The sequence below is a fragment of the Sutterella sp. KLE1602 genome (genome assembly GCF_001578585.1).
Lineage (GTDB): Bacteria > Pseudomonadota > Gammaproteobacteria > Burkholderiales > Burkholderiaceae_F > Sutterella > Sutterella wadsworthensis_A.
In genome coordinates this window covers 12,795-28,084 of the sequence record NZ_KQ968536.1, presented here as the reverse complement: position 1 = coordinate 28,084, position 15,290 = coordinate 12,795, and the positions used below count along the sequence as shown (strand labels likewise).

13 protein-coding genes are annotated in these 15,290 nt (G+C 63.7%); 7 read left to right on the top strand and 6 right to left on the bottom strand.

The window, feature by feature from the left end:
* Positions 1–213 precede the first annotated feature (213 nt).
* A complete protein-coding gene (locus HMPREF3036_RS06300) occupies positions 214–1,674 on the top strand; it encodes an aldehyde dehydrogenase family protein (protein ID WP_156469760.1) in 1,461 nt (486 codons plus the stop codon).
* 194 nt (positions 1,675–1,868) lie between these two features.
* Here the strand turns inward: HMPREF3036_RS06300 and HMPREF3036_RS06295 are convergent, their stop codons facing one another.
* A complete protein-coding gene (locus HMPREF3036_RS06295; protein WP_082897380.1) occupies positions 1,869–3,131 on the bottom strand; it encodes an RNA-guided endonuclease InsQ/TnpB family protein in 1,263 nt (420 codons plus the stop codon).
* A 271-nt stretch (positions 3,132–3,402) separates the two neighbouring features.
* On the opposite strand from HMPREF3036_RS06295, the gene HMPREF3036_RS11520 reads away from it, so the two are divergent.
* Together HMPREF3036_RS11520 and HMPREF3036_RS06290 are read left to right on the top strand one after the other, a co-directional pair.
* Entirely contained in the window at positions 3,403–3,738 is a 336-nt protein-coding gene (locus tag HMPREF3036_RS11520; RefSeq protein ID WP_005434656.1) for an AlbA family DNA-binding domain-containing protein, read from the top strand.
* Positions 3,702–4,796: an ATP-binding protein gene (locus HMPREF3036_RS06290; protein WP_082897379.1), complete on the top strand. Its 1,095-nt coding sequence runs from the start codon at positions 3,702–3,704 to the stop codon at positions 4,794–4,796. Before HMPREF3036_RS11520 ends, HMPREF3036_RS06290 begins: the two co-directional genes overlap by 37 nt.
* Positions 4,797–4,880: 84 nt before the next feature.
* Here HMPREF3036_RS06290 and HMPREF3036_RS06285 read toward each other — a convergent pair whose 3' ends face one another.
* The 5 genes from HMPREF3036_RS06285 to HMPREF3036_RS06265 all read right to left on the bottom strand — a co-directional run bounded on the left by HMPREF3036_RS06285 (position 4,881) and on the right by HMPREF3036_RS06265 (position 9,942).
* Positions 4,881–5,255, bottom strand: a complete 375-nt coding sequence (locus tag HMPREF3036_RS06285) for a hypothetical protein (RefSeq protein WP_062332606.1) — start codon at positions 5,253–5,255, stop codon at positions 4,881–4,883.
* A gap of 36 nt (positions 5,256–5,291) precedes the next feature.
* Positions 5,292–5,894, bottom strand: coding sequence for an HMA2 domain-containing protein (locus HMPREF3036_RS06280; RefSeq protein WP_062332603.1), 603 nt, complete (start codon positions 5,892–5,894; stop codon positions 5,292–5,294).
* Between the two features lie 10 nt (positions 5,895–5,904).
* A complete protein-coding gene (locus HMPREF3036_RS06275) occupies positions 5,905–8,424 on the bottom strand; it encodes a heavy metal translocating P-type ATPase (protein ID WP_062332601.1) in 2,520 nt (839 codons plus the stop codon).
* 39 nt (positions 8,425–8,463) lie between these two features.
* Complete coding sequence (locus tag HMPREF3036_RS06270) at positions 8,464–8,751, bottom strand: hypothetical protein (RefSeq protein WP_062332598.1); 288 nt, start codon at positions 8,749–8,751, stop codon at positions 8,464–8,466.
* A 333-nt stretch (positions 8,752–9,084) separates the two neighbouring features.
* Positions 9,085–9,942, bottom strand: coding sequence for a DUF4357 domain-containing protein (locus HMPREF3036_RS06265; protein WP_062332595.1), 858 nt, complete (start codon positions 9,940–9,942; stop codon positions 9,085–9,087).
* 363 nt (positions 9,943–10,305) lie between these two features.
* On the opposite strand from HMPREF3036_RS06265, the gene HMPREF3036_RS11860 reads away from it, so the two are divergent.
* From HMPREF3036_RS11860 to HMPREF3036_RS06245, 4 genes are all read left to right on the top strand, one after another.
* Positions 10,306–10,551: a FeoA family protein gene (locus HMPREF3036_RS11860; RefSeq protein ID WP_005434666.1), complete on the top strand. Its 246-nt coding sequence runs from the start codon at positions 10,306–10,308 to the stop codon at positions 10,549–10,551.
* 21 nt (positions 10,552–10,572) lie between these two features.
* Positions 10,573–10,800 (top strand): FeoA family protein, encoded by a 228-nt coding sequence (locus HMPREF3036_RS06255; protein ID WP_005434667.1) that lies wholly within the window; start codon positions 10,573–10,575, stop codon positions 10,798–10,800.
* 44 nt (positions 10,801–10,844) lie between these two features.
* Positions 10,845–13,196: a Fe(2+) transporter permease subunit FeoB gene (feoB, locus tag HMPREF3036_RS06250; protein ID WP_062332592.1), complete on the top strand. Its 2,352-nt coding sequence runs from the start codon at positions 10,845–10,847 to the stop codon at positions 13,194–13,196.
* Between the two features lie 923 nt (positions 13,197–14,119).
* On the top strand, positions 14,120–15,289 hold the full coding sequence (locus HMPREF3036_RS06245) for an iron-containing alcohol dehydrogenase (protein ID WP_062332589.1): 1,170 nt from the start codon (positions 14,120–14,122) through the stop codon (positions 15,287–15,289).
* The last annotated feature ends 1 nt before the right edge of the window (position 15,290 follow it).

Below are 15,290 nucleotides of genomic sequence, written 5' to 3'. Positions count from 1 at the left end.
AACATTTGAATTTCGTCTTACGCCCTTGGTACTAGTTCCAATGAAGTCCAAAAACACCCCCTTCGGTCAATGACAGCAAGAAAAATTCCTCATAAACTGAATTCACATCTCGGTTATTGAGAACTATTTCGTTTTAGACGTTGCCTATTGATAGAAGGCATCCGAGCAGTTCCGCCGACTCCTTGAACGAATTTGCCCATGGAGGCTCCTAAAATGCAATACATTGACGCCAAGTACGATCTGCTCATCAACGGCGAATGGGTTCCCGCCGAAGGCGGCGAAACCTTCGAGACGTTCAATCCCGCCAACGGCGAGAAGCTCGCCGACTGCGCCAACGCCTCTCCCGCCGACATCGACCGTGCCGTCGCCGCCGCCCGCGCCGCCTTCCCCGCCTGGGCCGCCAAGTCCCCGCAGGAGCGCGCCGCCCTTCTTCTGAAGGTCGCCGATCTCATCGATGAAAACGCCGCCCGTCTCGCCATGGTCGAAACGCTCGACAACGGCAAGCCGATCCGCGAAACCACGCTCGTCGACGTTCCGCTCTCCTCCGACCACTTCCGCTACTTCGCCGGTTGCCTGCGCGCCGAAGAGGGCTCTGCCGTCATGATCGACGAAAACACGATGAGCATCGTGCTGCACGAGCCCATCGGCGTCGTCGGCCAGATCATTCCGTGGAACTTCCCGCTCCTGATGGGCGCCTGGAAGATCGCGCCGGCCCTCGCCGCGGGCAACACGCTCGTGATCAAGTCCTCCTCGACGACGCCGCTTTCGCTCTTCGAGCTCGGCAAGCTCCTCAACCAGGTGCTCCCCGCCGGCGTCGTCAACATCGTCTCCGGCCGCGGCGCCCGCACGGGCCAGGCCATGCTTGACCACCCGGGCTTCGACAAGCTCGCCTTCACGGGTTCGACCGAAGTCGGCTACAGCGTCGCCGAAGCGGCCGCCAAGCGCCTGATTCCGAGCACGCTCGAGCTCGGCGGCAAGTCCGCCAACATCATCTTCGACGACGCCCAGCTCGACAAGGCGATCGAAGGCGCCCAGATCGGCATCCTCTTCAACCAGGGTCAGGTCTGCTGCGCGGGCTCCCGCATCTTCGTGCAGGAAGGCATCTACGACAAGTTCGTGGGCGAACTCGCCGAGGCCTTCAAGAAGATCAAGGTGGGCGATCCGACCGACATGTCGACCCAGATGGGCGCCCAGATCAACGAACGCCAGCTCTCCAAGATCCTCGGCTGCGTCGAGGAAGGCGTCAGCGAAGGTGCGCGCGTCCTCGTGGGCGGCGCCCGCGCCTCTGAAAAGGGTGCGTTCATGCAGCCGACGCTCCTCGTCGACGTCACCAACGACATGAAGGTCGCCCGTGAGGAGATCTTCGGCCCGGTCGCCGTCGTCATCAAGTTCAAGACCGAAGAGGAAGTCGTCCGCATGGCCAACGACAGCGACTACGGCCTCGGTGGCGCCGTCTGGACCCGCGACATCAACCGCGCCATGCGCGTCGCCCGCGACGTCCGCACGGGCCGCATGTGGATCAACACCTACAACGAGCTGCCCGCGCACACCCCGTTCGGCGGCTACAAGAAGTCCGGCATCGGCCGCGAGACCCACAAGATGATGCTCGCCCACTACAGCCAGGTGAAGAACATCTACCTCTCGCTCAACGAACAGAAGCGCGGCTTCTACTAACAGGGCGCAGGAGGTCCGGACCTCCGCTCCCAGATCCCGTCTCCGCCTGAAGGGGCCGGCGCGAAAGCGCCGGCCCCTTCTTCATGCCCGTCCTCATTCTCAGCCTCTGGCATCCACTGGGTTGATGCTCCCCTCCCAATCCCATGTCATTAGGGATTGGAAGGGGATTCTGGGGGCCGTGGCCCCCATTCTAGTCACTGTCCAATACGGACTGTGACGGGCTGCATCAAACAGCCCTTATCGGTTTCGACAAGCTTTTTGAGCCAGTCATCACCGAATTCTTTTCTGCCAATGTTCAAGCATCCGTTGACATCAGAGTTGATAACTTGACCGTTCGATCGGAAAAACAGTCCTCGCACTCGCCTGCCCGTGCTAAGAACCTGATTCGCATTCTTATCGCCGTAATTCGGCAATGGATCGAAGTCAAGCGCAGACTGACGCGAGGTGTAGCTTTCCTCACGAACAATCACCTTGATGCCGTACTCCTCCGCCTTGTAGCGAATCATATGGATCAAGCGATTGAACGGAATGCTCACAAAATTTTGATTGTTGACCTTGCCAAGGTTGACGTTCTGCTTCCACCCGTCGTTATGCCCGATGACAACGGTTCCCAAGTCATGTTGAAGGCAAAACTTCACAACGAAGCGGGAAACCTTGTGCAGGTTGTCATTGATGCGGCAAATGCGCTTCATGACCTTGGAGCGACGATGCGCTTGCTTTCCATGAGTCTGAAGACTTGCGGCGTCCTTGTTGTACTTGGCGTTGATGCTTTTCAACATGCCACCTTTGACAACCACGGGATGAATCCCGCTGATCGTCGAAGCAAGAGTGACGATATTGCGAAGCCCAACATCAACCAGGCACGCACGGCTGCCGTCGAGCAGGATGGAGGTCGAACAAGCGACCTGATAGGTCAGTTCGATGAAAAAGGCGTTCCCGTGCGGAACAATTCGCACGTCGCCAACTATCGTTTCATTTATTTTGGCGTTGAGAGGCTGATTTTCACAAGAGCGGATTGGCAACCGAGGAAAACCAATGTCGTTCTTGTCGGTGATAACAAGATTGCCATCGACAACCTTATAGCCATTACGCCCAACGACGAAAGTTCGATACTTTTTGCTGTAACCCGGCAGTCGCGGCATCGCCTGGAACTTGCTCGGATCAGACAGATAAGCTTTCTTGGCCTTATTCCATGAAACGAATTGCTCTTGGATGATCTGAGTCTGTCGTTGAGCGGATGCAGCCGAAGGCATATTTCTATACGACTCGGTGCATTCGCTCCGAACGGTTTGATCCAACTGAACTCGGTTCAACCAAGGTTCTTTGGCAAAAATTCTCTGCCGTTGGATGTAGACGGCCTGATTGCCCAACTTGCGGGCGGCAGAACACAGCCTATGGCACGCGAGGTAATGCGTATGCCCAGGCTTGACGACTATCCGTTCCACTCGTTGAGACATTTCAAAGACCGTTATTTCGAAGCCGCGCAGACAGCGTCTGCAACAGTTACATCCATTGGGATTTGGTGGTGGCGAATCATGGAAAAATGAGCACCAGAACCGTACTCAATACTATACAGCTGTAGCCGAGCTAACGCTCGGCCCGCTATACATCCCCACCCAATGCGTCGCATTGGATGGGGAATTACGCGGGTTTTGTTAATCCTCTGGTGCACTTGCCGCACGACTTCGTACACTTCCTGCAAAAGCCCGCGAAGAAGGAGCGTGCATCATGCAGGATCCGAACAAGCTGCTCGCCAAAATCGTGCGCCGCCTGCGCACCATCGGCACGGACACTCAGCTCGTCGAAGTGAAGGAGGCCGCCTGGAAGCTGCCCGAGAGCATCGGTGAGACGCTTTCGGCCTTCATGAACCACACGGGCGGCATCCTCATCCTCGGCCTCTCCGAGCGCCGCGGCTTCACACCGGTCGAGGGCTTCAACGCAAGACGCCTTCACAACGCGCTCCTTTCCGCCTGCGACACCATCACGCCTCCCTGCAGACCCGACAGCCGTTCGAGGGCGCCGAAGTCGTGGCCGCCGTCATTCCTGCGCTCGAACCCGACCTGAGGCCCGCCTACATCACGGACCGCGGCCCCGTGGCCGGAAGCTTCATCCGCACGGGCGACGGCGACAAGCGACTGACGCACTACGAGGTCGACCGCATGTGCGAAAGCCGCATGCAGCCCGTCTGGGACACCGAGCACGTCTCCGAGGCGTCCGTCACGGACCTCGACGCCGCCGTCCTCAAGACGATGGTCGAGCGCAACCGCGCCATGACGCCCTCCGTCTTCGGCGGCATGGCGGGCGAGGAGATTCTCGTCAAGACGGGCGTGCTCGCCGAGGGCGCGGGACGCCTTGTCCCGACGCTCGGCGGACTTCTCGCGGCGGGCGTCTATCCGCAGCAGTTCTTTCCAAGGCTCAACATCGTCCTCACGGTCAGAAGAACGGGTGAAACCCGTTCCATCAACGGCCCCGTGCCCTACATGGTCGAGACGGCCGTGAACCTCCTTGCAGAGCGCCTGAGGACGGCGGACGGCTTCGCATATCCGCTTCGCGCCTGCCGCGAGGCGGTCGTGAACGCGCTTCAGCACCGCGACTATTCGCCCGAAGGCCGTGGCTCGCAGGTGCGCATCGACCTCTTCGACGACAGGCTCGAGATCCTCAATCCGGGCGGTTTCTTCAGGGCGGCCGTCTACAACCGCCAGATCCACGGTCTGGCGGCGCTTCGCAACGCCAACCTCACACGCATTCTCGAGTGCACGCCCTGCCCTGATGCGGACGGAAGGCCCGGCACCGTGCTCGAGCCCGGCACTCAGGGGCTGCTTCTCATCGACGAGGCGCTTGAGGCCGCAGGCAGACCCAGAGCCGTCGTGCACGACTGGGTCTCCGCCGTTTCGTTCGTCTTCTTCCGCGAGGAGCGCATCGTGCACTGGACGGACTTCGAATACGACCTCACGACGGCGCTCTCCGAGCGTGACTCGATTGCGCTCACCGAGATCGTGCGATGTTCGGGCCTCTCGAGAAGCACCGTGCTCGCCAAGCTCCGCCGCATGATCGACGCAGGCCTCATCGAGCGTACGGAACCGCTCCACAGCCCGCGGCAGCGCTACAGGCTCTCCAGTTGAAGACGGACTGCTGAACGGCTCACAAAAAAGAGGCGGCTCCCTGCGGAGTCCGCCTCTTTTCGATGTCTCTTTCGCCGTGCGGCACTACGCCTTTTCCGAAGGCTCGCCGGCTCCGGGAAGCCCGTCGCCCTGTCCTGTCTGAGCGGGCGGGCGCTCATTGTCGCCCTCGCCGCGCGCGGCCATTTCGCGGGCGCCCCAGGCGTCGAGCCCCTCCTTGACGCTGCGCCAGAGCCCCTCGAGGCGGCCGATCCAGCCGTCGATGCGTTCTCCGGCCGCCTTGACGAAGGCCCTGAGGTCCTCGGGCGAAAGAATGAAAAGGAGCACGAGCGCCACCGCCGCCAGCACGAGGCCGTAGAGAAGGAGCGCCGTCACGGCGGCCAGGGCGGAGACGGCCAGTACCGTGACGAGCACGGCGAGGATAATCTTCAGGATCCTGGTCGGGAGGGAGTCTTTCTGCATGCGCAATCCGTGGCGGCGGTGGTGAATGCCCGTATTTTAAAGGACGCGGCGGTGCTGCTGCAGGTGCAGGGCAAGAAGCGCCATGAAGGCGACGCCCGCCCAGAGATGCAGTCCCGTCTGCCTGACGCCGAGCGCGCCGATCGAGAGCGCAAGGGCGCCGAGCATCGTGCGGTTCTGCAGGATGCGGGCGGCGCGCTTCGGATTGCGCCTCGACGTTTCGGGCATGAGCGTGCGGGCGGCCGCGCCGAAGGTGCCGACGCCTGCGGACTCGATCCTGCCGAGCACGCTCCCGACGGCTTCCGCCGCCCTTTCGACGGCACGACATGCCGTGCAGGACGTCTCCTTTTCGTCCGCGGGCGCAGCGGCCCCAGCCTCATCTTCTGCGCCTGCGGCGAAGAAGAAGGCGGCGTAGCCCTCGACCGTCTCAAGCAGCGTCTCGGCCGTCGTCTCGGCCTCATTCCAGGTGATGAGGAGCGAGCCCACGCGCGGGTTGATCGACACGCCCGTCACGCCGGGAATGGTCTCGAGCATGCCCGCGACCTCCATGCAAGACTCGGCCTCCAGGCCGTGAAGCATGGGATGGCGCAGGCGCGCGCGTCCCGGCAGCAGGCTTCTCACGCAGTCGCGAATGTCTGCCATGTCTGTCTCCTTATGCGACGCCCGTGGCTTCGAGCGCGGTCACGGCAACGCGCGGAGCGCCGGCGGCCTCCGAATCGACGCCGCGTATCACGCCGCCCAGGCGGTTGAACATGTCGGCCACGTCCTTCCGGAGTTCGTCCGCATAACGGGTCTCCCCGTCGTAGTGGCCGAGTTCGGGGCGCATGGCGTTGAGGCACACGCCGATCGTCGTGGCGTTGTGAAGCAGCGCCGAGACGGCCGGCATCAGAATGCCCGTGAGGCCGCCCGCAAGGAACGCCGAGTTGAGGCCCACGGAAATGCCGACGTTGCTGCGGATGCGCTTCATCGTGGCTTCGCCGAGGTCAAGGGCGACGAGCAGGTATTCGAGCGAAGGCGCCATGATGACGTCCGCCACCTCCTGCGCGATGTCCGTGCCGTCGCGCATCGTCACGCCGACATCGGCCGCGCTCAGCGCGGGACTGTCGTTGATGCCGTCGCCGATCATCAGGACCTTCGCGCCCGCGTCCTTGAGACGCAGGACTTCGTCGGCCTTGTCGGACGGAAGCACCTGAGCGCGCCAGGCGTCGATGCCGAGGCGTGCCGCGACGGCCGCAGCCGTGCGCTCATCGTCACCCGTGAGCATGACGACCTTCTTGCCGCGGGCGTGCAGTGCCTTGATGACGCCTTCAGCCTCATCGCGGATCGGATCCTCGATGCCGAGCACGCCGATGAGGCGGCCCGAAAGCGCGACGTAGAGAATGGTCTTGCCCTGAGAGGCCAGACGCTCGACGTGGGGGCGTGCGGCTTCGCAGCTCACGCCTTCGTCGTCCTCGATGAAGTGGCGCGAACCCAGCAGCACGGTCTCGCCGTCGACCTTCGAGCAGATGCCGTGGGCGACGACGTACTTCACCTCGGCGTCGTGCTGCTCGTCATGGTGTGCAAGCCCCTTCTCTTCGGCCGCGTCCACGATGGCGCGCGAGACGGGATGCGGGAAGTGCTCCTCAAGACAGGCGGAGAGCGTCAGCAGCTCGTCCTCGGACATGTCCTCCGTGAGGGAGACCACGTCGGAGAGGTGCGGAGTGGCGTTGGTGAGCGTGCCCGTCTTGTCGAAGACGACGGTGTCGACTTCGGCAAGCGCCTCGAGGTAGCGGCCGCCCTTGACGACGACCCCTCGGGCCGTGCCTTCCTTCATGGAGGAGAGGATGGCAAGCGGCGTCGCCAGGCGCAGCGCGCAGCTGTAGTCGACGAGCAGCACGGAGGCCGTGCGGGTCAGATCGCGCGTGACGAGCCAGACGATGGCCGCGAGCGCGAAGTTGAAGGGCACGATCGCATCGGCGAACTTGAGCGCCTTGCTCTCGATGCCCGCCTTCACCTTCTCGCTTTCCTCGACGAAGCTGATGATCTGCGAGAGGCGCGTGCCGTCGCCGATGCCCGTCGGACGAATGCCGATCTCGCCGCTCTCGACGACGGTGCCGGCAAAGACGGCGCCGCCCGTGGTGCGGTGAACTGCGAGCGGCTCGCCCGTCATCGCGGTCTGGTTCACGGCGGCCTCGCCGTCAAGCACCACGCCGTCGACGGGAATGACGCTGCCCGAGCGCACGACGATCACGTCCTCGGGCGTCACGTCGGCGAGGGGCTTCTGGCGCAGTTCTTCGTCCTCGCGGATCCAGACGACGTCGCACTTCACCGAGAGCTGCTCGGCAAGCGAGGCCATCGACTTCCTGCGCGCGTAGTTCTCGAGCATCTCGCCCATGCCGAGCAGCAGAACGAGCAGGCCGGCGGTCTTGAAGTCGCGGCGCAGGAGCGAGACGATGAGCGCGGAGGCGTCGAGTACGGCGACATTGAGACGCCCCTTGAAAAGCTCGGAGATGCCCTCGCGGATGATCGGCACGGCGCCGAGGAAGGCGTTGGCCGCATTGGCAACGACGGGCAGGAAAGGGCGAAGGAAGACGAAGCGCGCAAGCGGACCGAAGTCGAGCTCGGCGTCGTCCGCCCTGTAGTTGTTGGCGGCAAGGGCGCCCTCGCCGCCCGCAGCCTTCGGCGAGGCAAGCGCGGGCGCGACGCGGGAGACGATTCCGCCCATGCCCTGCCCCGCCAGTCCGAGGAAGCGCAGGATCGGGCGCACCACGAACGAGAGGACGGGCATGTTGGAAGCGCCCGAGCGCACCGCCTTCGAGACGTGTCTCACGAGACGGTTTTCGCTCAGCACCTCAATCGCCTCGGCGGCGCGGGTGGGCACCACGCGGCGCACGACCTCAGCGGGCTCGAGCACGACGGGGCCGCGGGGCGCGGAAACGAACGCCGCGCGCTCGGCGCGGCGGATCGGCGGATTGACGGCAAGGCCGGCGAGATATTCGGCCAGCGCTGCACGGGCCTCGCCCGTGTCGTAGGTCACGATCACGGAGCCCGTGCGCGGATTGGCCGACACGCCGGTGACGCCGGCAATGCCTGAGATCTGATCGGCAATCAGCGCCGCGGAGGCGTGCGAAAGAGTCTCCTTCGTACGCCAGCGCTGGCGGTTGCCGACCTCATGTACAAGATGGAAAAGCATGTGCGCATGCCTATAGAGTCGGGCCGGCGGGGCCGGCGATCAGGCGGCTTCAGCCGTCTTGTCCTCGACCTTGGCGGCTTCGGCCTCTTCGGCGCGGGCCTTCTTCTCCTGAGACTTGACCTTGGCTTCGGCGACGGCGTCGGCGATGTCCTCCTTCGCGCTTTCAACTGCGGACAGGGCCTTTTCCTTGAGGTCGATGCCGGCGGAGAGGAGGTCCGTGGCCAGCGGCTTGACGTCGAGCTTGCCGCGGGTCACCGCCACTGCACCAAGAGCACCGAGGACAACGCCGCCGAGGAAAAAGAGGCCGTACTTCGTCGTTTCATTCATTTTTCGTTCTCCGCACGCCTTCGTGGGAAAAAGGAGCGGCCGCCGGCGTGCTGGTCCAGCCGTCCTGAAAATGTGCGCGGGAATGCGTCTCCTGAAGCCGCCCCGCCGACTGCATTCTATACGCGAACAATTCTCATTGTCACGCCAAAAATCGGGCGGCACGCCCGACCTGTCGCGCAAAGACAACGAAAACGCCTGAAATGCAATCGTTTCTGCGAAATTCCATTATCGCCGTCTTTGGTGCGTCCTGCTCAAGCGAATGCAAAAAAGCACGAAACCCGTCGAAAAAGGGCTCCGTGCTCAGGATGGCTGTTGTTTTCGCACCAATTTTTATCAGGGTTTATCCCTACCCTCGGCTGTGTGTGCGCTCGTGTGGTGGCGCGGTGCGAGTCTTTCGGCGAGCGTGTCGCCGTCCTCGGTCTCCCAGGCGGCGGCTCCCGCCGAGGTGCGCATTACGATCGAGGCGGCCTGCACGGGCGAGGCGAGGCTCACGTCTCGCACGAAGGTCCAGACGCCGTCGCGCTTTTCAAGATCGCCCGCGTCGACGAGGCGCTTGATGGCGTCGCGGATCGGGGCGATGAGGGACGGCGTTGCGTCGGAGGGCGAGCAGCGGCTCCCTGCAAGGATGAGGATGCCGCCGCGCACAAGCCGTGCGCGGGCCTGTGCGCCGCGCCCCGTGCAGGAGAGCGGCAGACCGGGGAACGCGCGGGCGCAGTCTCCGTCACGGACGTCGTGACGTTCGGCAAGCCATGCGGGCGCTCCGCCCGCCACGGCCGCAAGCGAGGTCCAGGCGGCGGGCAGCGGCCCCGCCTCTTCCTGCGCCTCGACGCCGTCAAGGAAGGTCACGCCGCCCGAGGACGCCACCGCCGCGCGGACCGCATACTCAAGGTGCGCCGACCCCGGAGCGCCGAGCACGACGACCGACGTGAAGGGCGTCCTGCCGTTTTCAGGCAGGCACCCCGCCGCAGCCTCGCGAACGTCTCCCGAGACGACGGCCGCCACCAGGCGTCCCGGCATCGCATCGGGCCCCGCGAACACCGTCACGGCCTCACGCCCGCCAAGAAGCGCAAGTGCCTCCCGAGCGGCGTCATCCGCTCCGAGGATCGAGACGAAGGCGTCCCCCTCGAAGACGGTCCTCGCGCCCGCGGGCGTGCCGTCGTGAAGCCAGAGTCTGATGTCGCGCAGTGCCATGGAGGCGCCTCCCTTGTGCCGTGTCCTGAAAATCTCCTGCCTCATTCTAGTGCCTCTGCAGACGCCTCCGCGAGTTCCGCCTCAAGGCGCCCCGAACAGGACTCCAAGTCCTCTCCTATGGCTTTCGCTCTCGCAATAGGGAATGAGATTGCTTCTCATTTGACTTACGTCAAGAAAGATACATACTGCATAAGGAGAACGATTCTCACTCCATTCAATGTTTTCCCCACTGCCGCAACGCTCCCGAAGCCGTCGGCGCCCGTCTTGACAAAAGTTGTAATGCGAATGGTTCTCAGTTATATTCCGATCACCATTCCGTCCACAAGGCGGAATCGTCCTTACTCACACTCGGACAAGCCGCAAATGATGAACAACACTCCCGCAAAAACGCTCCGCCGTCTCACGGATCTTGAGACCGGCTCCTGCGCCTCGGTCGCCCGCATCAAGCTCGATGCCGCCGAAGAGGCGCGTCTGTCCGAGCTCGGTCTTCGCCCCGGCGCCGAAATCCGCCGTCTTCATGGTGAAGCCGGCCAGAGCATTCTCATTGGCGTCGGCGACGGCCGCATCGGCGTCAACTTCGACACGGCCAAGCGCATCTACGTCTTCTAATCAGAAAAAGGATCCACTCTCATGCTTCTCAAGGAACTCTCTCCCGGCGCCCGCGGCAGGATCGTCGCCCTCAGAAAGGAACAGCCCGAATACCGCCGTCGTCTCCTGATGCTCGGCGCCACGCCCGGCGCCGAATTCGAAGTGGTCCGCATCGCACCTCTGGGCGATCCGGTTGAAATCCGCGTTCGCGGCAGCATGATCAGCGTGCGCCGCGACGAAGCCGCCATCATGGAAGTCTCCGTGGACTGATTCACGCCGACCGCATTCACTTTCCAACCATTCAAGCGAACATCATGACGAAAAAAGCCATCTGCGTTGTCGGCAATCCGAACTGCGGCAAGACGACGCTCTTCAATGCGCTCACGGGCGCCAAGCAGGACGTGGGCAACTGGCCCGGCGTGACCGTCGAGAAGAAGACGGGCTCCTACGCCTGGCGCGGCGAGGAAGTCGAGATCACCGACCTTCCCGGCATCTACTCCATCACGCCGTCCTCCGCAGCGGGCGAGGATGAGCGCGTCGCTCGCGACTACATCCTCACGGGCGAGACGGAATGCGTCGTCAACATCATCGACGCCTCCAACCTCGAGCGCAACCTCTACCTCACCGCACAGCTCATCGAGATGCGCGTGCCGATGCTCGTCGTCGTCAACATGCTCGACGTCGCGAAGCAGCACAAGATCGAAATCCGCCTCAACGAGCTTGAGAAGGCCCTCGGCTGCCCCGTCGTGGGCATCGTCGCCTCCCGCTCCTCGGGCATCAGCGAGCTCAAGGACCGCATCAGCGAGTTCCTCGCCAACCCCGTCGTCCCGCCGATGAAGATCCGCTTCGACGAGCGCATCACCACCTGCATCGACAAGCTCGAGGCCGAGCTCAAGGCGGGCGGCGTCGCCCGTCCGCGCTGGTTCGCCCTCCAGGTGATGGAATCCGCTCCCGGCATCGAGGAAAAGCTCCCCGACGGCATGTTCGAGCGCGCCAAGTCGATCATGGAGCCCGTCTCCGCCGACTTCGACGGCGACCTTGACATCGCCATCGCGGGCGCCCGCTACGAATTCGTCGGCGCGATCGCCGCCGATGCCGTCGTCCGCAAGGGCAAGCCCGGCGAGACGCTCACGGACAGGATCGACCGCATCGTGCTCAACCGCTGGCTCGGCCTGCCGATCTTCCTCTTCGTGATGTACCTGATGTTCCTCTTCACGCAGAATCTCGGGGCGGCCTTCATCGACTTCTTCGACATTCTCGTGGGCGGCGTCCTCGTCGACGGCTTCGGCGCCCTGCTCGAAACCCTCGGCGCGCCCGACTGGCTGCGCGTCATGCTCGCCAACGGCATCGGCGGCGGCATCCAGACGGTCGCAACCTTCATCCCGGTCGTCTTCTTCCTCTTCTTCTTCCTCGCCATTCTCGAGGACTCCGGCTACATGGCCCGCGCCGCGTTCGTCATGGACCGCCTGATGCGCGCCCTCGGCCTGCCGGGCAAGGCCTTCGTGCCGCTGCTCGTCGGCTTCGGCTGCAACGTGCCCGCCATCATGGCCACCCGCACGATGGACCGCGCCTCCGACCGCATCATCACGATCATGATGGCTCCGTTCATGAGCTGCGGCGCCCGTCTCCCGGTCTACGTGCTCTTCGCCACGGCGTTCTTCCCGACCAACGGCCAGAACCTCGTCTTCGCCCTCTACCTCATCGGCATCCTCGCCGCCGTCGTCACGGGCCTCCTGCTCAAGCGCATCGCCCTTCCGGGCGCCGCCTCGGCCTTCGTGATGGAGATCCCGCCGTACCACATCCCGACCGTCAAGGGCGTGATGCTGCGCACCTGGGACCGCCTCAAGGGCTTCGTGCTGCGCGCCGGCCGCGTCATCGTCGTGATCGTCGCCTGTCTCTCCATCCTCAACTCGATGGGCACCGACGGCACCTGGGGCCATGAGGACACGAACGAGTCCGTCCTCTCCGAAATCGGCCGCACGATCGTTCCGGTCCTCGAGCCCATGGGCGTCTCCGAAGAGAACTGGCCCGCCGCCGTCGGCATCTTCACGGGCGTCCTCGCCAAGGAAGCCGTGGTCGGCACGATGAACTCGCTCTACGACAGCATGGCCCGCGCAAAGAACGCCGAGAACGGCGTTGCCGAGGAAGCCTCTGAAGACGAAGCCGGCTGGTCCTTCGGCGCCACGCTCGTCGAGGCCCTCGAAAGCGTCAGGACGAACCTCGCCGATCTCGGCGGCGCTCTCCTCGACCCGGCTGGCATCCACGTCGACGACCTCTCCGACACGGCCGCTGCCGCCGAAGAACAGGAAGTCGCCGTCGACACGATCGACATGATGCAGCAGCTCTTCGGAGGCGGCTTCGCAGCCTTCTGCTACCTGCTCATGGTCCTGCTCTACATGCCCTGCGGCGCCGCCGTCGCGACCGTCTGGCGCGAAGCGGGCACGGCATGGACGCTCTTCCTGTGCGGCTGGACAACGGCGCTCGGCTACACCTCCGCCACGATCGTCTACCGCCTCGGCACCTTCGCCGAAAACCCGACGTACTCGATCGTCGCCATCGCCCTCTCCGTCGCCATCCTGGCAGGCATGCTCCTCTGGATGCGCACCTTCGCGAAGAAGAACGGCGGCAAGGGCCGCAAGGTGATCCCGATCTACGCCACGCGATGATCAGTGCCGCCGTCAGGCTCCGCCCTGACGGCAGCACGGCTCCCCAGGCCTTCCCGAAGGGGCCGGCGGTCGCACGACCGCCGGCCCCTTTCCCCTGCATCCCGCCTTCCTCCCTCGCACGTCACGAAGTCGTCACAAAAGTCGCCTTCAGATGACGTTTCCATTGGTTTGCAAGTGTTTGTTAGATCGCCGCACGCGACGGCCGGGTTCCTGTACCATTCAAGTCGCTGAGATGAACGCGGTTCTTCCGACCGAAGGACGCGAAAGTCGAAAGCCGCTGTTGGGAGTCCATTCGAAGCGCCTCAAGGATCTTCGAGCTCGAGACAAGGCGGCCGGAGGCAGGAAATGCCTAAGTTCATCACGGCAGTCGGGAAGCGTCCTTCCGGGACGGGCCCCGAACGCGTCAGGCGGCAAGCGGATTCGTGAAGACGAGCCGCATGCACGCGGAATGCGGACGACGGATGCAACAAAATGCAACGTCGACTTGCAAATCCGTGGAAACCCTGATATAGTTAACTCTGTTGTGGTTGATGTGGTTCCTTGCGTATCAGACCGGAACTTCGAAATCACGGGTCGCTGTTGGGAGTCCATTTGGGCAGCAGGTGTTGCAAGCTGCCGCAAGCCTGGATCAAGAAGCCGACGGTTTGAGACCACTCACCACAAGGCGCGGGACATGTTGAAGAACGTGTCCCTTTTTTATTGCACGCTGACTGAAGGCCGATTCCGACTCGCGGACCGGCCTTTTTTGTTTTGCGCCCCTGCTTTTCTCATCAAGCCTCTCTCCGGGCCTTCTTCCCCCCGGCTTCAAGCCCCTCTTGGTCCGCGCGCCTTCGGCGCTAGAATGTCCCTACGCAATACTGCTTAGAACGACGCCGTCCGGTTCTCCCTTTCCGGCCGGCCTTCAACTGTTTGGAGAGACTTTCATGCAATTCGTCGACTTCGCCCCGGTCAAGCTTGTTTTCGGTCCCGGCAGGCTCGAGGCCCTTCGCACCGAGCCCCTGCCCGGCACCAGGGCCCTGCTTCTCACCTCGAACGGCCGCTCGATGGAGCGCATCGGCGCGCTCGCGCGCGTCACCGCCATACTCGAGGAACGTGGCGTTGCCGTGGTTCACATGGGCGTCGTCGAGCCCAACCCGACGGTCTCGACCGTCATGAAGGTGGCGGCCCGCATGAAGGACGAGAGATGCGACTTCCTCGTCGCGCTGGGCGGCGGCTCCGTCATGGACTGCGCGAAGATCTCGGGCCTCATGGCGACGAATCCCGGCGAGCTCTGGGACTACGTCCAGGGCGGTACCGGCGGACGCAGGGCCTTCGAGCATGATCCGCTTCCGCTCGTCGCGATCACGACGACCGCGGGCACCGGCAGCGAAGTCGACGCCGGCGGCGTCATCACCAATCCCGAAACGAGGGAGAAAGTCGGCATCGGGCACCCGGGCTGCTTCCCGAAGCTCGCTATCGTCGACCCCGAACTCATGGTCTCCGTTCCGCCCGCCCTCACCGCCTACCAGGGCTTCGACGCGCTCTTCCACGCTGTCGAAGGCTACGTGGGCAAGCGTCCGAACTTCATGAGCGACATGTATGCGCTTGAGGCCGTCCGCCATCTCGCCGCGTGGCTTCCCAAGGCCGTCGCTGACGGCACCGACATCAAGGCCCGCGAACACGTCGCCTTCGCCAACACCATGGCGGGCTTCGTCATGACGACTACGCGCCTCACGAGCCACCATGCGATGGAGCACGCGCTCTCGGCCTTCCATCCCGAACTCCCGCACGGCGCAGGCCTCATCATGCTCTCGATGGCCTACTTCGGCCACATGGTCGCCGTGGGCGCACAGTCCGAACGCTTCGTCGCGCTCGCCAGGGCCATGGGCGTCGAGGACGCCGTGCAGCCCTCCGACTTCCTGAGCGCGCTCTCGCGTCTCATCCACGACTGCGGCATGCAGGACCTGAAGATGAGCGACTGGGGCATCACGTGCGAGGAGCTGCCCGCCATGACCGAAGTCTGCCGCTCTGCAGGCGCCCACGCCTTCGAGCAGGACGCGAACTACTTCACCTTCGAAGACACGCTCGCCGTGTACGAAGCCGCCTTCCGCTAAG